This is a genomic window from Myxosarcina sp. GI1 (genome assembly GCF_000756305.1).
Taxonomy (GTDB): domain Bacteria; phylum Cyanobacteriota; class Cyanobacteriia; order Cyanobacteriales; family Xenococcaceae; genus Myxosarcina.
The window spans coordinates 114,844-134,349 of record NZ_JRFE01000023.1 but is presented as its reverse complement, the minus strand read 5'-3'; the positions used below and the strand labels follow the sequence as shown (position 1 = coordinate 134,349).

The 19,506-nt window shown below is 40.6% G+C and carries 17 protein-coding genes and 2 pseudogenes; 6 read left to right on the top strand and 13 right to left on the bottom strand.

Annotated elements, in window-relative coordinates; genetic code table 11:
- Positions 1 to 47: 47 nt before the first annotated feature.
- The 3 genes from KV40_RS17380 to KV40_RS17370 form a co-directional block, all read right to left on the bottom strand.
- Positions 48 to 1,445, bottom strand: a complete 1,398-nt coding sequence (locus KV40_RS17380; RefSeq protein WP_036484146.1) for a uracil-xanthine permease family protein — start codon at positions 1,443 to 1,445, stop codon at positions 48 to 50.
- A gap of 71 nt (positions 1,446 to 1,516) precedes the next feature.
- On the bottom strand, positions 1,517 to 2,956 hold the full coding sequence (locus tag KV40_RS17375) for an NCS2 family permease (RefSeq protein WP_036484143.1): 1,440 nt from the start codon (positions 2,954 to 2,956) through the stop codon (positions 1,517 to 1,519).
- A gap of 330 nt (positions 2,957 to 3,286) precedes the next feature.
- Positions 3,287 to 4,024 carry an aspartate/glutamate racemase family protein gene (locus KV40_RS17370; protein ID WP_036484142.1) on the bottom strand — a complete coding sequence of 246 codons (738 nt, stop codon included), beginning with the start codon at positions 4,022 to 4,024 and terminating at the stop codon, positions 3,287 to 3,289.
- Between the two features lie 187 nt (positions 4,025 to 4,211).
- Between KV40_RS17370 and KV40_RS17365 the strand changes: the two genes are divergently transcribed.
- Both KV40_RS17365 and KV40_RS17360 read left to right on the top strand, forming a co-directional pair.
- Entirely contained in the window at positions 4,212 to 5,288 is a 1,077-nt protein-coding gene (locus tag KV40_RS17365) for an FAD-dependent monooxygenase (RefSeq protein WP_036484140.1), read from the top strand.
- Between the two features lie 132 nt (positions 5,289 to 5,420).
- Complete coding sequence (locus tag KV40_RS17360; protein WP_036484138.1) at positions 5,421 to 5,969, top strand: hypothetical protein; 549 nt, start codon at positions 5,421 to 5,423, stop codon at positions 5,967 to 5,969.
- 192 nt (positions 5,970 to 6,161) lie between these two features.
- Here KV40_RS17360 and KV40_RS17355 read toward each other — a convergent pair whose 3' ends face one another.
- The 5 genes from KV40_RS17355 to KV40_RS17335 form a co-directional block, all read right to left on the bottom strand.
- Positions 6,162 to 7,178: a solute carrier family 23 protein gene (locus tag KV40_RS17355; protein WP_256381143.1), complete on the bottom strand. Its 1,017-nt coding sequence runs from the start codon at positions 7,176 to 7,178 to the stop codon at positions 6,162 to 6,164.
- A gap of 405 nt (positions 7,179 to 7,583) precedes the next feature.
- Entirely contained in the window at positions 7,584 to 8,399 is an 816-nt protein-coding gene (locus KV40_RS17350) for an ABC transporter permease (protein ID WP_036484133.1), read from the bottom strand.
- A 306-nt stretch (positions 8,400 to 8,705) separates the two neighbouring features.
- A complete protein-coding gene (locus KV40_RS17345; protein ID WP_036484132.1) occupies positions 8,706 to 9,557 on the bottom strand; it encodes an ABC transporter permease in 852 nt (283 codons plus the stop codon).
- A gap of 131 nt (positions 9,558 to 9,688) precedes the next feature.
- The gene (locus KV40_RS17340; RefSeq protein WP_036484130.1) at positions 9,689 to 11,302 is read right to left on the bottom strand and encodes an iron uptake porin; all 1,614 of its coding nucleotides are present in this window, start codon (positions 11,300 to 11,302) and stop codon (positions 9,689 to 9,691) included.
- A gap of 149 nt (positions 11,303 to 11,451) precedes the next feature.
- The gene (locus tag KV40_RS17335; protein ID WP_036484127.1) at positions 11,452 to 12,747 is read right to left on the bottom strand and encodes a PotD/PotF family extracellular solute-binding protein; all 1,296 of its coding nucleotides are present in this window, start codon (positions 12,745 to 12,747) and stop codon (positions 11,452 to 11,454) included.
- 186 nt (positions 12,748 to 12,933) lie between these two features.
- Here KV40_RS17335 and KV40_RS17330 point away from each other — a divergent pair, with 186 nt between their 5' ends.
- The gene (locus KV40_RS17330) at positions 12,934 to 13,302 is read left to right on the top strand and encodes a four helix bundle protein (protein ID WP_036484247.1); all 369 of its coding nucleotides are present in this window, start codon (positions 12,934 to 12,936) and stop codon (positions 13,300 to 13,302) included.
- Between the two features lie 92 nt (positions 13,303 to 13,394).
- On the opposite strand, the gene KV40_RS17325 is transcribed toward KV40_RS17330, so the two are convergent.
- Positions 13,395 to 14,579 carry an ABC transporter ATP-binding protein gene (locus KV40_RS17325; protein WP_052055721.1) on the bottom strand — a complete coding sequence of 395 codons (1,185 nt, stop codon included), beginning with the start codon at positions 14,577 to 14,579 and terminating at the stop codon, positions 13,395 to 13,397.
- Between the two features lie 610 nt (positions 14,580 to 15,189).
- Here KV40_RS17325 and KV40_RS17320 point away from each other — a divergent pair.
- Complete coding sequence (locus KV40_RS17320; protein WP_036484123.1) at positions 15,190 to 15,594, top strand: response regulator; 405 nt, start codon at positions 15,190 to 15,192, stop codon at positions 15,592 to 15,594.
- 24 nt (positions 15,595 to 15,618) lie between these two features.
- Here the strand turns inward: KV40_RS17320 and KV40_RS17315 are convergent, their stop codons facing one another.
- The 3 genes from KV40_RS17315 to KV40_RS17305 form a co-directional block, all read right to left on the bottom strand.
- Positions 15,619 to 16,620, bottom strand: a complete 1,002-nt coding sequence (locus KV40_RS17315; protein WP_036484120.1) for a chemotaxis protein CheB — start codon at positions 16,618 to 16,620, stop codon at positions 15,619 to 15,621.
- 82 nt (positions 16,621 to 16,702) lie between these two features.
- The gene (locus tag KV40_RS17310) at positions 16,703 to 17,254 is read right to left on the bottom strand and encodes a DUF2267 domain-containing protein (protein ID WP_036484117.1); all 552 of its coding nucleotides are present in this window, start codon (positions 17,252 to 17,254) and stop codon (positions 16,703 to 16,705) included.
- 221 nt (positions 17,255 to 17,475) lie between these two features.
- Positions 17,476 to 17,877, bottom strand: coding sequence for an FG-GAP repeat protein (locus KV40_RS17305; RefSeq protein ID WP_036484114.1), 402 nt, complete (start codon positions 17,875 to 17,877; stop codon positions 17,476 to 17,478).
- 107 nt (positions 17,878 to 17,984) lie between these two features.
- Between KV40_RS17305 and KV40_RS17300 the strand changes: the two genes are divergently transcribed.
- On the top strand, positions 17,985 to 18,314 hold the full coding sequence (locus tag KV40_RS17300) for a helix-turn-helix domain-containing protein (protein ID WP_253274293.1): 330 nt from the start codon (positions 17,985 to 17,987) through the stop codon (positions 18,312 to 18,314).
- On the opposite strand, the pseudogene KV40_RS37345 reads toward KV40_RS17300, so the two are convergent.
- Positions 18,315 to 19,119, bottom strand: a pseudogene (locus tag KV40_RS37345) (IS1 family transposase). It lies immediately after the preceding gene.
- Positions 19,120 to 19,232: 113 nt separating this feature from the next.
- Here KV40_RS37345 and KV40_RS17285 point away from each other — a divergent pair.
- Positions 19,233 to 19,454, top strand: a pseudogene (locus tag KV40_RS17285) (helix-turn-helix domain-containing protein); the annotation flags it as partial.
- Positions 19,455 to 19,506 lie beyond the last annotated feature (52 nt).

The window sequence follows — 19,506 nt, the reverse complement described above, 5'->3', positions numbered from 1 at the left end:
ATTGACTGAGAAAACCTCAACATATTCAATCGATGTGTCGATCGTTATTACTCTCCGCCTGGAATAATTATGTTCAAGATCAAAGCTGTAATTCCGCCAGTAGATATACCAGAAGAAAAAAGATTTTGTACTATTGGTGCGGAAGCTTCGAGAATTTCGGGAACAAAGGTAACGCCCAAACCCAACCCTAGAGATACGGCTAAGATAATTGAGTTACGTTTGCTGAGATTGACACAAGAAAGAATTTTAATTCCTGCTACGGCTACAGTACCAAACATGATAATGGTTGCACCTCCAAGTACTGGTTGGGGTAGTGCCTGAAAGATACCTGCAATAATTGGAAATAAACCGAGAATGATAAAGATAACCGAGATAAAATAGCCTACATAGCGACTACCTACCCCCGTCAGTTGAATTACACCATTATTTTGACTGAAAGTCGTGTTAGGAAAAGTATTAAAACAGGCAGCAATAATTGAATTGATCCCATCTCCCAAGACACCTCCTTTGATACGTCGAAAATATATTGGTCCTTCAATTGGTTCGCCAGAAATTGCCGAGGTAGCAGTCAAATCGCCGATAGACTCGATCGCGGTAATGACATACAAGAAAGCAAAGGGAATAAACGCACCCCAGTCAAAACCCAGTCCATAGCGAAAGGGAATGGGAAAAGCAATTACTGGTAGTGCGCTCAAGTTGCTAAAGTCTACTAAACCAAAAGGAATAGAAACTAAATAGCCGACGATCAAACCAATTACAATCGATGACATCCGCAGAAAATTATTGTTTACGCTGTTGAGCGCGACGATAACTGCCAATACTAAAAATGCTATTAATAAATAAACGGGACTGCCAAAAGTTTCGTCATTTTGGGCTGGTACGCCACCGCCCATACTAGTGATGCCAACTTTAATTAAAGTCGTGCCGATAAGGGTTACTACTACACCCGTTACTAAGGGCGTAATAATTTTATTTGCCAAATGCAGAAACCGACTGATAATAATTTCAACGAAAGCCCCAAAAAAACACAAGCCAAAAATTAGCTGCAAAGCCTCTTGAGGTGTACCGCCAGCACCCGTAACCCCCAAGCCAGCACCGATAATCGGTCCTAAAAAAGCAAAGCTCGTCCCCTGGATACTTAATAACCCCGAACCTACGGGACCAAATCTTTTAGCTTGAATAAAAGTTGCAATTCCAGATACTACCAAAGACATACTTAAAATAAAGGTAGTATCTGCTGGTGGCACTTCTAAAGCTCCACAAATAATCAAGCCAGGAGTAATAATGCCTACAAAACACGCAAAGACATGCTGTAATGCCACAAAGATCGATTCGACAAAGGGCGGACGGGCTTCTAAGCCATAAATCAAATCCGATTCAATAGCGGTGGGAGCTTCTGTTCGAGTAGTTTCTTCTAATGTCAATTCTTGATTCGGTTGTACCATAGTTTAGTTATTTATTATTTTTAATTAGGAGCGAAGAATAATTTGCCTGTAAATAAATTTGGTTTTGAAAATTAGCCAAAGCGTAATGTCATAAAAATAAAGCGAGCGATAAATATAGCTGCCAGAATCCAGGTTACTAAAGGAACATCGCCAGCCCTACCTTTAAAGGTTTTAAGGATTGGGTAAGCAATTAGACCAACAGAAAGCCCTGCGGCAATGGAAAAGGCAAAGGGAATAAAAAAGATGGTTAAAAAAGCAGGTATAGCTTCGGTTAAATCTTCCCAGTCGATCGTGGTGATGCTGGCTAACATTAACACCCCGACTATAGTGAGAGCGGGAGTGGTAGCAAAAGCAGGTATGGCTTCAAAAATCGGCGTAAAGATGAGGGATATGAAGAATAATGCTGCCACGATTACAGATGTAAAACCAGTGCGTCCTCCTTCGGCAACACCCGAAGCCGATTCGACAAAGGTGGTTACGCTGGAGGTTCCCATAATTGCGCCTGTCGTAGTAGCGATCGCATCGGCAGTTAGGGCTTGATTGGCTCTGGGTAATTCGCCATTTTCGTCGATATATCCCGCCTGCATCCCCACCCCCGCTAAAGTGCCAATGGTATCGAACATATCGACAAATAAAAATACTAGCAAAGCTGCAACAAAATCGATCCAGTTGCTGCCGTTAATTCCTGCCAAACCCGTAAATGCCGCACCGAATAAATCAACGGGAAAGGCTGGAATTGAGGCAATGCCTTGGGGGGCGTTAGCGACTCCAAACAGCCAACCGAGTAAAGCCGTACCGACAATGCCCCACAGTAATGCCCCTTTAATTCGCCGCACCATAAATAAAGCAGTCAGAAAAATACCAAATACAGCCATTAAGGTCTGTGGTTGTGCCAGACTGCCAAAATCGGTTTTGGTTACTTCGCTCGCGACAATCAGTCCCGCTCCGCCCGTTTCTGTGGTTCCTCCCAAGCCGATATATGCCAGAAATAAGCCAATCCCTACCGTAGTAGCGGATTTGATTGAAGTCGGTACCGCAGTAATAAGGTGGCGGCGCACGTCGGTAACTGTCAGCAGGATAAAAATTATTCCTTCTACAAATACGCAAGCTAAAGCTGTCCGCCACTCAATACCCAAACTCAAGACTACCGAATAGGCAAAGAAAGCGTTTATTCCCATACCAGGGGCAAGAGCAAAAGGATACTTGGCAAATACAGCCATAATTAAGGTGCCGATACCTGCCGATACTGCCGTTGCCACTACCAACTCGGCAAATAAATCTCTAGGTTCGTTGATAAATATGGCATCGGAAAGAATTAAGGGATTTACGACCAAGATATACGCCATGGTCATAAAGGTAGTAATTCCAGCCAAAATTTCCGTCCTAAAATTAGTTCGATAGAAATCGAACTGAAAGTAATTGGCGATCGCACCCTGCCAACCGTTACGGGGTGGCTTACCCATAGGGCGTTGCGTTTCGGTACGATTTATTACATCTTCGTTGACATTCATGTAAATTATCCCCGTTTGAGTAAAGCCTTCTACCGCCTTAGCGTCTTTTGGCTCGTTAGTCGGCGAATGCCGTTATTTAGTTTTAGATCGAAGGCAAGATCGAAATCGGTAGTTTTAACTACAGCCTTCTGCCATAACAATTCAATTACTGGAAATCTTTTTAAAGATTGCCGATATGGTGCAAGTGCACACCTACTTTTTAAATATTTCATGCTGCGTGACTAGCATGATTTTTGTGTCCTAGTCATGATTGATGTTTAGGGCATACTGTATACAGATCTTCTCGACGAGTTTGTATCTTTAATTACTAAGCGAGCTTTTGTCACAAAACTACAATTTATTTAGTTCAAAACTAGAAAGCATTCCTGTATAGGGCTTGGCAATGGGATAGGCTAAGTCACCAGTTTTACTGGTAAATAGTTTTAATCCTGCTAGAGCTTCAACAAACTTGACAGCAGCACTAACACCGTCAATTACGGGAATGTTTAAAATATTACCGATTTGACTGGCTAAATCTGCCATGCCACCACAGCCTAAAACTATTGCGCCGCAGTCATCTTCACTTATTGCTTTACGGCACTCTTCTAAAATAATTGTTTTAATTTCAGTATCTGTTTCCAAGTCCAAAACGGGCAGATCGATCGCCCGAATTTGACGACACAAATGACTCATGCCGTAGTTATTGACTAAATGGCGGGCGATAATCTTGGTTCTGCTGAGAGTGGTGACGATTGAAAAACCAGTAGCCAAAAAACTTGCTGCGTGCATCGCCGCCTCGGCAATACCAACTACAGGTGCGGTAGCCAATTCCCTAGCCGCTAGTAAACCAGGATCGCCAAAACAAGCGATGATATAGCCATCTATTCCTTCTGCTTCTCCCTGGCGAATTTCATCGAGAATCCCCACCATGCTTAGAGCTTCGTCGTAGTGACTTTCAATAGAAACAGGACCCATTTTAGGATTACAGGCAATAATTTCCGTTTCTGGATTGGCAACCGAACGAGCGATCGCGCCAATTTTCTCGGTCATACTAGCAGTAGTGTTGGGATTAATTACTTTAATTTTCATTAGTTCGAGGGAATTTTGACTTTTTTGCCTGTGTTAACATGCAGATTCAGCGATCGGAGTGTTTTAGTCAAACAGTACTACTCTTATGGAAGCTTGAGTTTGTGAGATAAATTTGCCTCTATTCAATAAAAGCAAGCACGAGGGTAGTTTTGGAATTAAAAAGTAAACTTTTCAAGAGATTGGCTTTATGGTTTCTTCTCACTGCAAAATCGGAATTATCGGTGCGGGAGCATCTGGTATATATTTGGCTATTTTACTAGCGCAACAAGGATATCAAGTAGATTTATTTGAAAAATCATCTTATCCTCGTACCGATGGCTGCGGTATTTTATTGATTTCCCAAGGATTAGAAACGCTGCGGCAAGGCAATCTTCAGCTTTGTCAACAAGTTATGAATTCTGGGGTAAAAGTTAACAAATTTGAGTTTCGCAATTTCAAAGATATACTAGTTAATTCTCAATCTCCTCAATACTCAACCGAGCAATTGCCTAGCTTACTAATTCATCGTAAAGCTATTTTAGAGACACTTCTAGAATTTTTACCGCCAGAATCTCTGCATCTAAATGCCGAATTTGAATCGATTGAGTCAACTGAGGAGCGAGTAACAGCTTATTTTAAAGATGGTACTCAGTGGCAGGGAGATTTATTAGTCGGTGCTGATGGTTTGTTTTCGCAGGTGCGCGAGTTAGTTGTCCCCAATATCAAACCTTTTTATTTGGGCGATATCGTCTGGCGGGGCATAGTTGCAGACGATACTTTTTGCACTGATGGAAACTTTATTGTTTACGTTCGCAGTCGCGGTATTTATGCAAATTTCTTCGATCTCGGCAATGGTTTAACTCATTGGGGCTTTTTTATCGAACGAGAAAAAGATGAGCTAGAGCGATCGCTGAATATTCCACTTCCATCTGAAGAACTTGCCAAACTTCCCAGTGAAGCAAGAAGTGTAATAGAGTCTACTCCGCCAGAGCAAATCGTTACTCGTTTTTCTTACGATATCGATCCCTTACCGCAACTTTATCGGGGCAGGATTTTATTAATTGGGGATGCAGCCCATGCCAAAAGCCCTACACGAGCTAGAGGAATGACCTCTGGTTTGGAAGATGGATTGGCATTAGCGCAATTTTTAGCTTCTAGTTCTGATATTTCCGAAGCTTTAGCTCTATTTGAAGCAGAAAGAAAACCAATTGTCCATGAATATCAACGCACGAGTCGCAAGCAAAGTTTAACTATCGGTCGTTCTCAAAAAAAAGGAGCCGCTTAGAAAGTTAAAAGGCAAAAGTTAAAAGTCAAAAGGAGCGGCGACCCCGCGTCATGCCCTCCAGACTTCACGACGCTAGAGAACGCGCCGCAAATTAAAAATTAAAAGACATAATTAGCAATTGAGGTAAATGAGATGACTCAATTTCGTCAAGGGACTCTACCTTTTCCTACTAATGAACTAGGAGAAATGGTTATTCCCGAAGTTAGCTATAACGAATTTAAAGTACCGTTTGCTTTTTTGCATAACTGTGGGACTTGGGAAGGTACTGCCAGACGTGTTAACACTAAAGGAGAGAAGATTGACGAACACTTAGTTCGGGTCAAAATTGAAGTTACGGATTCTCAATACGTTCAAACCAATACGGTCCGAATTAATACGCCGAGAGAGGTAACAGCTAAGTATTTTGGTAGTTTTTCTGAAGGTAAGCTGGTTTTTCCGCTTACAGATGAAGTTTATACTTTAGGCGGTGAAAAAGCATTGGGATTTTCAGGAATTGCCTGGGCTGTAACTGACGATCTAATTGTTTATCGTGGTAGTCGCACTTTACAAGGGTGTAAAACCTACTACAACGAATTAATCGCTTTGGTAAATCGAGAGCGGCGGGTAAGAACGACTCAGGTTTATGAAGAGGGTGTCTATAAGTTGGTAACTATAATCGAAGAAACTAAGGTCAAGCAGTAAAACCTGTTTGCTATCTATCTTCTCTACTTAAATGTGATAGTAGAGACTCATCTTAAACAATTGTAATAACTCAATCTTTAGTCAAACTTAAGTTATATCTGGTGCGGATAATTACTTTAAATAAAGTTATCCCCAATCTCCCATTTTCCTAATCCCCTATATCCAAAATATTAAATTCGACCAGACATAATATTACCTATTAATCGGGCTTATTTCTGACTCTGTAACTACTGGTTCTTCACTTACACGATCTTCCAAAGACTTGGGTAACACCAAGTTAAGAATCAAAGCGCAAAGCGATCCGACAGAAATACCCGATTCTAAAATGCTGCGTAGCTGTTCGGGAAATCCTGTTAGAGCTTCGGGAATATAGGGAACTCCCAACCCTGCCGCTAGAGATGCTCCCACAATTACCAAAGAGCGATTGGTCATATTTATTTCTCGTAGAATATTAAACCCTGCCACCGCAACCGTACCGAACATGAGCATAATCATTGCAAAGGGAATAAAGGTAGCAAAATTGAAATCCAGACCGAAGCGAAAGGGAATGGGAACATTGAATGCTGGTATGCTACTTAACTGGCTAAAGTCTGTCATGCCCGAAATTATGGCGATAATCGAACCGACAATTAGACCGATAATCACCGATCCCATTCTCAAATAGCGATTGGTGTTGGCACTACAAACTGCTACTACTACAAATACGGGAATAGAAACCGCCCAGTATCTCAAGCTGCCATAGTCGCCAGCCTCCTGAGCCACATCGCCYCCTGCCATATCGTGCATACCAAAGCGAATTAAGGTCAAACCAATTAAGGTAACAGCCGTTCCCGTAACGATAGGGGGAAAAATAATCTTGGCAAAATGCAAAAAACGACTAAGGATCATTTGAATAAACGAGCCAAAAAATCCCATACCCAGAATTAGTGCCAGAGTTTCTTCAGGAGTACTGCCAGCGGCACTGGTAACGGCAATAATGCTAAAAATAGGCGGTAAAAAAGCAAAACTCGGTCCTTGAATGCTGAGTAAACCAGAACCAATGGGACCGATGCGCCTAGCTTGAACAAAAGTGGCAAATCCAGCAACTAAAAGAGTCATGCCAATAATGTAGCTAATGTTGGCAGCATCTAAATCTAAAGCGCGACCGATTAAAATTGCAGGAGTAACGCTAGGAACAAAAATTACGCAAACGTGTTGTAGTGCAACCAGAATAGCGGTTTGAAAGGGAGGATTATCTTACAAACCAAAAATTAGATTACTTTGTTTTAATGCTGTAGTTGCATTTGAGTCGCAAAGCTCTGTTTGTGTCATTACTCTCTATCCAAACAAAATTCAAGTTATTTATGAGTGCGTTTTGAATAATCGATCGAGTTGTATTATTTTCGAGCAAAAAGCTAGAGCGAAATATAAACATATACAGTACACGTTTTAGTAAAAAATAAAAAAAATTACTGTATTTTTTACTACAAGTTTTTAAGTAGATAAATCATTTTATTTACCATTTATCAATGAGCAATTAACAGTCATCAACGTTCACTGTTCGCCGTTCATTGTTTAATAATTGGTCATGTTTTTTCTTTTGACTTTTCATTTTTGACTTTTGAATTTTTTTCTTCATTTTGTTTGACGACGAGATAACATTTTCATAGCAAATAGTGCAACTCCAATTAGAGCAAAAGAAAAGATAGTAGTTAGAGTTCCTAAGGCATATAGTGCGGGAGAAGTAACATTAGTAGTCATGCCAAAAATTTCTAACGGCAAGGTATTAGTTTCGCCAGAAATTAGCGAAGTCCGCGTAAATTCATCATATGAAAGAGTAAATCCAAGTAAAGCCACACCGACTACACTAGCAGCAATTAAAGGAAAAACTATTTCCCAAAAAGTAGTGGTTTCGCTAGCACCCAAATCGCGAGCAGCTTCTTCATAAGCAGGATTAAAACGACCGAAGATTCCTAACATAATTAAAAAAGCAAAGGGCAATGTCCAGGTTAGATGTCCTGCCAAAGCTGAAGAAAACCATTGAACTGGTAAATCGATCAGACTAAATAAAATTCCAATACCTAAAGAAACTAAAATACTAGGAACGATCAAACTAGAAATAGTAAGATAAAAAACTACGCTAGAACCTTTAAATTGCTTGCGAAAAGCCAATCCTGCCAAAACACTAAAAACAACTGTAATTAGAGCAATAATTATTGCTAAAGAAAAAGATCGGCTAAATGCCTCGACAAAATTTCCTACCCGTTGTTCTTCAAATACAGATTGCAACCAATAAAAACTAAAGCCACGCATGGGAAAAGTTAGCGTTCCCTTCGGTCCTTGAAGGGACAGCAAAAACATCACAAACATCGGACCATAGAGAAATAAAACAAACAAACCAAAGAAAGCCGCTAGAAAATAATAAGAAATTGGTCTTTTAGATTTAGCCATTATTTTAAAGTCAAAAATAAAAAGTTGAAAGTCAAAAAACAATAATTACAGAGTTGCAAAAAACTAATTTTATGGTCTTTCTAAGCAAAAAACATACGAAAATATGTACTATTTCTTTCTCTTTAATCCCTCGTCCCCAATCCCTAATCCCTCCAAACAAATTACTAAGATAGTACGGAAATTAATTAGAACGACTAGAGTAGTAATTTACCCAAAAATGTATTCAGCCATCGAAAATTGTTGCTAGTTTAAAAATTTTTTTCATTATAAAAACCGATAATTTTTACCTTTTGCCTTTTGCCTTTTTTAAAGTTGTTTGCGAATGTCTACAGTTCGTAAAATTAAAGCCACAATAATTAATGCTAAAAGTAATAGGACGATCGCGTTAGCTGCTGCCATTGGATACTGCAAACTGTCAATTTGATTTTTGATTAGATAACCGACAGAAGATGATTTACCGCCACTCATCAGACGCATAGTGGCAAACTCGCCCATAACTAAAGTGATAACAAAAATCGAGCCGATCGCAATTCCAGGGGCAGATAGAGGCAAGATAATTTCTTTTTGAATTTGCCCACCCGACGAACCTAAATCTTCCGCCGCCGCAATCAAGGCGCGATCGATCCTGACCATACTGTTAAAAATAGGTGCAATCATAAACAGACAGTAAAGCTGCACCATAGCTAGAATGACGGCAAAGTCTGAAAACAAAAAAAGTTCGATCGGGCGATCGATCAGATGCAGTCCCATCAAAGCTTGATTGAGCAATCCTTCTCTGCCTAAAAAAGGTATCCAGGCAATCATGCGAATGATATTAGAAGTTAGAAAGGGAACGGTGCAGACTAAAAACCAAATCGTCTGCCATTGGGGACTTTTGACATGAAATGCCAAAAAATAAGCTACGGGATAGCTAATTAACAAGCAAATCAACCAAACGATCGCCGCAAATTTAAAAGTATTGAGATAAGTAGATAAATAGACCTTGGAAGTAAAAATCCCCAAGTAGTTACCAAAAGTAAAGCCTGGAGTCATAGCAAAGCCATTAAAATTCCAAAAACTGACAATGGCGATCGCGATAATTGGTAACACCAAAAACAGTACAAAGATTAATGTCTGCGGTGTTGCCAATAAGTAAGTAGATATTTTGTTATTGGACATAAGCCTGAAAAAGTTAAAAGTTAAAAGTTAAAAGTTAAAAGTTAAAAGTCAAAAACTTTTCATAGGCAGCAAATAAATAAAAGCTCAAAATCAAAAAATTAATAAATTAGCAAAATTCTTTGTGTTTGAGGTTAAAAAGCAAAAACAGTACGGATTAAGCCAATATAATCAGTGCTGTTGTCTTCGTTGTGTTCGGGATTGGTTATGACTAGCAAACCAGGAGTAATGTTGATGTTGTCGTTTAGTTGATAGCGATAAAAAGCCTCGATCGCATAAGAAGTATCTTCGTCTTCAAATTCGTCCACCTCATTGTCAATTACTTTAGAAGGCTGACCGAAAACCAAACCTCCCAAATTTCCTTCTTTACCTAAATCGGGAAAAGATAAAACTACCGCCCAGTAAAGAATATCTGCATCGGCACCGTCATTTACTCCACCTTTGGCTGTGGCTTGGGTCAAACCTGCCCAACCACCCAAAACAATGTTAGGACTCAGAGTATATTGAGTCTCCACCCCGTAGGAGTTATAGGCAACGGGTACGGAAGCAGGAACGCTTGCTTCCTCACCTGTTTCTGGGGGAATTGCCGCAACGTCTTCACCAAAGGGAGTAGTGGCATTTTCACTGCCAAAAAATCCGCCTGCTGGAGCGTTTGCGCTACCGTCGTCATAACCTCGTAGGTAAGTTAGGGCAAAAGCAAAACTTTCAGTGGGATAAAGAGTTAATTGAGCTAGTGCGCCATAAGGACCGTTAAACAGCCCAGAGTTAGGATTATTTGCCGTCGGATCGCCGCCAAGATAACCACCAGAGACATTAATCGACTCGGTTACATCGTATTGAAAACCTACCCCCGATAATCCACTTTGAAAATAAATCGGACTACGAAGAGAGAAACCAGAAATTGTGGTGTCGTAATCGCCGTCTACGGGATTGAGAGTAGGGGCAAACAAATCGAGAAAACCAAAGGCTTCAACAAAAACCTGTCCCTTATCGCCAATGGGAAAGCGATATTCTAGTTGATTGACTGTAAATTGATTGTCGGTTGGGGAAGTAAAGGATAACCTTGCCATTCTCGTTCCCGTTGCATCACTGAGATCTGGAGTATTACCAGCCTGCAAGCGGACTCTGAGTAAATCCCTGCCGCTAAAGCTCGAATCGAGTACCAAACGCACCCGTTCGGAGAAAAAGATTTCGTCGTCAACCGAATCATCACTGTCGGCTTTTTCGTCGCCAAAGGCACCAGCTACCGCAAATAAGGCTTGACCTACCAGCTTGGTAGTAGTAGAAAACTGGTTATCTTCTAAAAAAGCAGTTCTGGCTTCTAGATTGTCTACTCGTCCGCCAATGGTTGCTAATTCCGCTTCAAATTCTTGAGACAATCTGCTTAAAGTATCTAAATCGTCTCGTGAAATTGTTTCAGTCTGAGCAATTAATCGCTCGATCTGATTCAAACAAGAATTTAAACCAGCGGCAAATTCATAGCGAGTCAAAGCTTGACTACCTCTAAAGGTTTGGTCTGGATAACCAGCGATACAACCATAGCGTTCTACTAAGCCTCTTAGTGCTTCGTAAGCCCAATCTGTTGGGGCAACGTCTTTTAACTCAGATACGTTAGTAAGTTGAGATAGAGGATCGCTAGAATCTAATAAATCTTCAGTAATCTCTTGTCCGTAAGCAACATTAGTCAGCATTAGCAAAAATCCAAAGACAGTACCACCCAGCCTCAGAAATAATCCGAGTAAATTCATAACTTTATTCCTCACACTAAAAAAAGTTAAAAGGAGCGGCGACCCCGCGTCGGCGAAAGACGCAAGGGAACGCGCCGCGATGCAAAAGTCAAAAATGAAGTATTGGTATTTTCTCCCTTGCACCCTGCACCCTTGCTCCCCTGCTTCTTCTACGCCACGATAAATTCCGTCCATTTGTAGACGAGATATACTTGTTCTTGCATGAATGAATTCCAGCAAACTATATCGCCGACGCGATCGCGAAATGATCCGCCATCTCTTACCGCACCTTTAGATTCGATTTTCTCGCCATAAGGATCGACTATCTCAATGGCGGCAGGTTTGCCTTCATACCAAAAGTCCCATTCTTCTGGTTTCATAAACTTCTTGGCGTTTTCAGGGGTGGCACTGTAGTAACCCTGTCTGCTCAAAAACCCGCCTATCCAGCCATCTACTACCCAATTGAGATAGTCATAAGCTGCATCTAGTTCGATGCCAGAGAGATTTTTTGATAATCCCAAACCACCGCCCCAACCGCGATAGCCTTCTTTTAAAGGTGCATAAATACAGGGCAGTCCCCTGGCTTTGACGGCAGTGACGGCAGGCGACCACATCGACTGTAAGACTACTTCCCCCGATGCCATAAAGTTAACCGACTCGTCAAAGGTTTTCCAAAATGCGCGAAAATGACCGTCCTGCTTGCGATCGATTAAAATTGCGGTTACTTTGTCTAATTCTTCTTTAGTCATGTTGCCTTTATCGGCAAAATTCATCAAGTCCTGCGCCTCCAATACCATCGCCGCATCCATAATTCCAATTGAAGGAATATCTAGCAAAGAAGTTCTGCCCTTAAATTCGGAATTGAATAACTCTGCCCAAGATTCAATTTTTCTGCCTACCAAATCGGGACGATAGCCTAAAGTATCGGCACCATACTGGTAGGGAATAATCGTCGCCCAGTTTGTCGGTTCTGGTGCAAATTCTGTCGAATCTTTGCCTCTAACAAACATTACCTTTCGCGGTGCCGTTCCTTGAGAGTTATTTACTCTCGCCCCCGAATACAATTCTCCTGTAGTAAAAATTGGCGTAATTTTGTCAAATTGTTTAATCCGACTGACCTCGATCGCTTGCAGATTTCCCGAAGGAAAAACCAAAGGTAGGGAAAAGAATTCACCGTCAAAAATATCGTATTGTTTGGGCTGGCTGATGCCGATTTGAATTACCTCAGCCGTACTGAGAGCGCGCATTTGCAGCTTGAAACCCAGATCTTTTTCTGCTCGATCGCGAATATCATTATTTTGAGCCGCCCCAGTGCCGACAAAACGTAAAGTAACGTCTTTGATTTTGTTAGTAATTAGAGTAGGACTTTGGTTAGCAGCTTCTTTTTTAGGCGAACAACTAATTGCTGCCATACTTGTAGCCCCTGCTGCCAATCCTGTTTTAAGCAGTGTGCGCCGATTAATCATAGAAAAAGTCAAAAGCTAAAAGTTAAAAAGAGCGGCGATCCACAGAGGCTATCGCCTCAAAGCCGCCTAGCGGCGTTTGCGCGTACGCGCTGTTCGTCTTATGACGCTAGGGAACGCGCCGCGATGCAAAAATTTGAAATCAAAAAGTTAAGATGGGACAGAATTTGTCAAAATGAATTTATGACGATGACGGATAAGCCGTTTGATATTTGCGAACGAACTTTTCAGTTTTCTGTTAGAGTTGTTAATCTTTGTTGTTTTCTTAATAAAAAACAGTCAACCGTCAAAGCATTATCTAACCAGTTAATCAGATCGGGAACTTCTATTGGTGCGAACGTGGAAGAATCCAGAGCAGCCCAAAGTACTGCTGATTTTATCCATAAATTAGAAATTGCTCTCAAAGAAGCCAGAGAAACTAGATATTGGATACGCTTACTTATTGCTACCAATTTAATTCCAGAAACTAGATTGCTTCCTCTTTTAAATGAAATAAATGAATTAATGAACATTCTCGCCTCAATGATTATTAAAGCCAAAGAAAATAGAAAAAAATAGTTTTTGTCCTTAGCGATCTTCATAAGTACCTCAAACTCCTTTTTTATATGAGATTTAGTTTTTGACTTTTCCCTTTTGACTTTTGACTTTCGTTAGTAGGGAAGGAAAATACAGTTATCCTTTGACCAACTGAGAACGACTAATTGTCCTTCTTGCATCGAGTTAGAACGCCAATCTTCGGTACGGATCTTGTAAAGTAAATCTTGTCCTGTCGATTCTGCCATTAGGGAAACTCGCGTTACATAGCCCGTCATTTCTACTGCGGTAATTCGAGCCGATATTTGATTGGCAGCCAGGGAAGATTGGGCGGGAATATCGGGAGTGTATGGTTCGACCGACATTAAATCGGGACGAATCGAACAGGCGGCTTCCGTACCTACAGCAACTCCATGTCCGCGACAGAAAATAGTTCCCAAATCTGCTACTTCTAGTTGAATTAAATCTAGTTCGGCATCTTTAACACAGTTGATTACCTTCCCTTTGAAGATATTATTATCGCCCATAAACTTAGCGACAAACTGAGAAGCGGGAGTGTCGAACAGTTCGTCAGGACTGGCAACCTGGTCGATCTTCCCGTGAGTCATAACCACAATGCGATCGGAAAGAGAAAAGGCTTCTTCAACATGGTGCGTTACCTGGATAAAGGTCATGCCAAATTGCTTTTGAATTTTACGCAATTCCGTTCGCATCCTTACCCGCAGGTTTTCATCCAAGGCACTTAAGGGTTCATCGAGCATCAACACTTGAGGACGAGTTACTAACGAACGTGCCAAAGCAATTCGCTGTCTTTGTCCGCCACTGAGTTGGTCTGGCAGGCGATCGCTCAAGTGACTCAATCCCACTAAGTCCAACATTTCGCCAACTCTAGTGCGTCTTGCTGCTGCTGGCACTTTTTGCATCTTTAGTCCAAACTCGATGTTTTGCCAAATTGTCTTGTGTGGAAACAAGGCATAACTCTGGAACATCATCGAGGTACTGCGTTTGGCTGCTGGTATACTGTTTACTTTTAGATCGCCAATAAAAATATCGCCTTTGGTTACTTCTTCGTGTCCTGCAATCATCCGCAATGCTGTAGTTTTTCCGCAACCGCTAGGACCGAGCAAACAGCAGTAATATCCCGCAGGGATTTCTAAGGTTAGATCCTCTACTGCTGTAAACGTACCGTATTTCTTGGTTACGTCAATCATCGAGACACCAGCAGCGTTATTTTGTAAATCTCGTTCGATTTGCGATCGCTTTGGTTTGGTCGTAACACTGGTCGCAGTATTAATATTCATGATTTGCTATTGCCTACAAACTAAAAGCTAAATTTGTCTGAAATTCTTACTTGCCAATCGATGCGAAAAATTAATTAACCTAGAACATTTGCCAAACAATATACTGTATACAGTGAGCGAAATAAAAAGTATTTACTGTAAGTCCGTATACAATTTGCAATTTGTTACCAAAATATTTGGTGTTTATCTTCAGCTAATGTTTCAAAACTCAAGAAACCTATTTAGTTGCAATGGTTGCGTTAGTTTGTATTAATAATTACCGAGAATTGTTTTGTTACAAAACTAAATCTTTAAATAAAGACAAAAGGCAGAAGAATAAAAATCTAAACTATTTTTAAAATTAGTTTTTAGGTGGCAAGAACTTCTTACTTTAGATAGATAACAGTAAAAAAATGTATATGATTTTCCCTTGTGTTTGAATTAGTACGGAAACCAGAAGACAAAAGAAATAAATATAGAAGTTAAGTAAGTAGACTAATTTAAAATAATCTTTGACGACTATTAGTTGAAAGGATGTTCGTGATTTACTGTCTTTTGCCGTTGTGCGGTTAATAAATACCTACTTACTTAAATAGCGATCCAGTAACATTTATTAATATTTTTTGTAAACATGGCTGCTAAACGAGTTTTACTTATCGACGATAACGAAGATAATCGAACATTAGTTAAGTTTGCTCTCGAAATGAATACAGACTGGGAGGTTTTATTAGCTTCAGATGGAGTAAAAGGTGTTACTAAAGCAGAATTAGAACGACCCGATGTTATTCTGTTAGACGTAATTATGCCCTACTTAAACGGATTAGAGGTTTATGAAGTTTTAAAGAATAATTTATTTACCTGTGCGATTCCTTTAATTTTTATTACGGCTACGACGCAGACCAAAGTAATTGCTAAATTAGAAAACACTTTAGCCACAGGAGTAATTATTAAGCCCTTCGATCCGCTTAGACTAGACACACAAATTGCCAAGATTTGTAACTGGAATTTAGAATCAATTGGTAAAACAGTGGTTTAATTTTAACTAAAAAATAAAAAGATATTACTCCTCAACGCCGTTAAGACCGTCCGCTAACATTTGTCGAATTAGTTCGGCATTTTGCTCGGCTTTTTGGGCCAACTCTTGATAATGCTCTATTCTGAGGCGGTCGCGATTGAGGTGTTCCGCCCGACTTGCCATCCGTTTGTATAGCGACACATTCTCCAGCAAAGAGCGATATGCCGCCCACAGTGCCTCTTCTAGTTTCTCCGACTCTCGGGCTTTTAAACTTTTTTCTGAATAGGCGTGTCCAGTACGGCAGCGAAAATGAAGTAGTCTTTCTCCTTTTTTTTCCCATAAAACGCCGCCACAGTCGGGACAGGTAAACTCTGATGGCTGTCCAGGTCGTCGTTCGCTATTCATAGCCTTTTTATCTAGTTCTGCAATCTCCGAATCATATTCAATTGATTCGGAAATAGATGCCGATTTATCTGCCAAAGACTGTTGGGCAAGAGATATTAGTGCAGTTGGTATCTCTGCAATTGGTAAGATACGATCTACCTCAACATTTTCGATAGCATTACGCGGCATCGAGTCATAGAGTGCGTCGTTTGGATCTTGAACGATCGCTATGCCACCACATTTCTTGATTGCTAATAAACCAAAGGTGCCATTATCGAGTGTACCCGATAATAATACGCCGATTACAGAAGTGCTATAGGCACGTGCTGCCGTGCGAAATAACGGATCGATCGCAGGTCGAGTACCATTTTCTTTGGGTCCATAGGACAGACGTACAAATCCCGACTCTACTAGTAAATGACGATTGGGCGGTGCGACATATATTCGTCCTGATTGAATTGCTTCTCCATCTTCGGGACGAATAGCTTTTAGAAGACCTGCACGATTTAGAATCTCTGGTAAAGCACTATTGCCGTAAGGCGATAAGTGAAGCACTACAAATATTGCTGCTGGCAAGTCTGCTGGCAAACCTCCTACCAGTTGTTTGAGTGTTTCTACTCCTCCTGCGGATGCACCTACGACAATAATTTTGTATTCAGACATTGAGTTAAACTCATTTTGTTTTTATCCTATCGTCAAAGATAACTAAATCCGAACATAAAGTTTATTCTAGGTAGGTTTGAGCCTAAATCCCATAAGGAAATGTTTCTAGTGCTTTTCGCATTTCCCACTGCAGCATACGTTCTAATAGTTCGAGTTGGAACAACATTTTCGCGCTCGATTTTAACAATCGACTTCTATTTTTTTTGTTGCTTTTTGTAAATAGAGTTAGGTAATCCTGAAGCAATTCACAATGAATATACTCGTCTTCACTTCGGTTGCTAGCTCGTTGTAAAACTTCAATTACCACACCGCTTAGAAAGTCAGCATCGGACAGAGCTATCTCGGCTGTGACGCTGACTCGTTTAAAAAATTCATCCAGTAAGAAAGGTTCGTCATTTTCAGACCCAGCATATTCTAAATAACTAGTAATACCTTTGGGTAAATAAGTAGTAGTTTCTCCCGATACCCATTCAGCCTCAGACGAAGCAGTTTTAACTCGACCACAGAGCTTGAACAAAAAATCCTGAATTTTATTGATTACTTCAATCGGACAATGGCTAAACCCTTTGTCTGGAAATTTAATAGGTTTCCCAGAAGCTGTTTGAGCTGAGGGGTTATTTCTACCGCTCTGCACTAGTTATATTATCCAAGTCGTTGAGAAAAGTAACTGTATTATGACGAAATACTCTGCTAGGTTTTTGAGCGGCATTAACGACATCAAAATCATCTTTGATTTCCTTTTGCCCGTTGAAGAGAATGTTACCATGACCCGAAGGTAGGTTATCTAACTGTTCGAGATTGAAGTCTGAGAGAATAAGTTTAGTATTTGCTACACCGTCAAAGGTTAGCTCCAGATTAATTTGGTTCTGGTTGAGAACCAGGTTGTTCGCGGTATAGCCCTTTACCAGAAAACTGAATAATATCTATTTCATCGATAACTCTCTGCGGTGGATTAATGCCTCGACCGACACCACCAAAATCGGTAATGGTGTCAATGCCATCCCCTGCATTAATGACAAAAGTATCTCGACCACCGCCACCAGTGAGCTTGTCATCACCAGCTAAACCGTTAATTGTATCGTTGCTAGAAGTACCGACAAGCTTATCATCATTGGAAGTTCCGTCAATGTTCTCGGTCTGGAAACCAAACACTACATAGCTTTCTTCACCATAATTAGCACTAGGTGCGCCAAAGATAATGTCATCAAGTCCATCGCCGTTGACATCTCCTGCACTGCTAACTGAACTACCCGACAAGTCGCTATCCTCAATGCCGTTAATAACAAAACCATTACTGCTATCTAGTGGAGTAAGGCGGAAATAAAGTTACCATTAATAAAAAGTAAGACAAGCAAAGAAAACAGATGCCAAGACTAGCTCCTAAACCATTAGAGTTAGATAATGAAGAAAAACAAGAATTAGAAAAAATCTTGGCTCGTCATAGTACCAGTCAACAAGTCGCAAAGAGAGCAAAAATTGTCTTATTAGCATCTCTTGGAAAGAATCATCGCACAATAGCAAGAGAACTAGATATTAGCCGTAAAATGGCTAGACTTTGGCGAGAAAGATGGCTAGAGTTGAAGCAAAAAGATGTTCCAGTCAAGGAAAGACTATTAGATGCAGAAAGACCAGGAACGCCGACTAAATTTACAACGGAACAAATATTGCAATGGCGTTGCACAATGAATAGATGATTAGCTGAAAACTGGTATAGACCAATGTTTTAAATAGTAGCTTAGAAGTCTAATCGAGGCTTCAAGCATCTCAAGAGATTTAGAATAACAAAATGTCTTGCGGTGTAAACGAGCTAGATAATGCCGTAAACGAGAGTTTTCCCCCTCTACTCTAGTCATCGCCGTTTTACTGACCAAATGAGCGCAATCATCAATCAAACAAGGGTATACAGGATAACCATCTGTTATGTACCGAAAACAACACCAGCCACGTACAACCCACCACAAACGATGAAAGGTTTCTTGAGAGCGAGCGCCTACAACCCATTTCAAAACACCTGCTTGAAGTGAATTTACTGATGTCGCACGAGCTTTCGCTCGAAGACGCGCCGCAGTCTGGAGGGCATGTCGCTTGCGGCGATAGCCGCTGCGCCAAATTTTGTTGTCTTGGCGAGCATTCCCTTGCGTCTTACGCTGACGCGGGGTCTCGCCGCTTTTTTAGAACCAACAAAAGTCTCTAGCTCGTCTAATTCCCCTACTTGTGGAATTATTTCTGGTTCATAAGCATTGGGTAACAATTCTCCCACTTCTTTAATCCAGTTCATTATTGCAACATGAGTTACTCCTTTTACTCTGCCTATTGCTCTTAAACCCATACCGTTAACATACATCTTTAACATTCACGTTTAAATTCGTTAGAGTAACCTCTGTATGTTTGATAACAGTCTAAAAACTGCCTTTGGCAATCAACACAAATATAGTTTTGTTTACCTTTCTTTTTGCCATTTTTGTTTATATGAGTAAATTTACATTCAGGGCATTGCATTGACATTTAACTATGGTTGATTATTTAGTTAGCGATCGCATGTCTAAAAATCATATCTTAAATTACCAACGCCCGAATTAAGAAAGGCAAGTTCAGTTCCATATCGAACTCGCGACCGAGCGCAGATGCTCAAATTGAATGCTCAAGGGAAAAATGTACCAGAGATAGCGAAAATATTTAATTGTCACGAACATACAGTCAGAGGGACAATTAGACGCTGGGAAACAAAGGGTCTAGCAGGGTTATGGGAAGCAAAAGGGCGAGGAGCAAAAGTAAAGTGGAAAGCAGAAGATATCGAATACATAGAAACTTGTCTTCAAGAAGAACGAACTTAAAAAATTGATGGAACAAACCGCAAAAAGATATGGCTCTAGAATTAGCATTCTC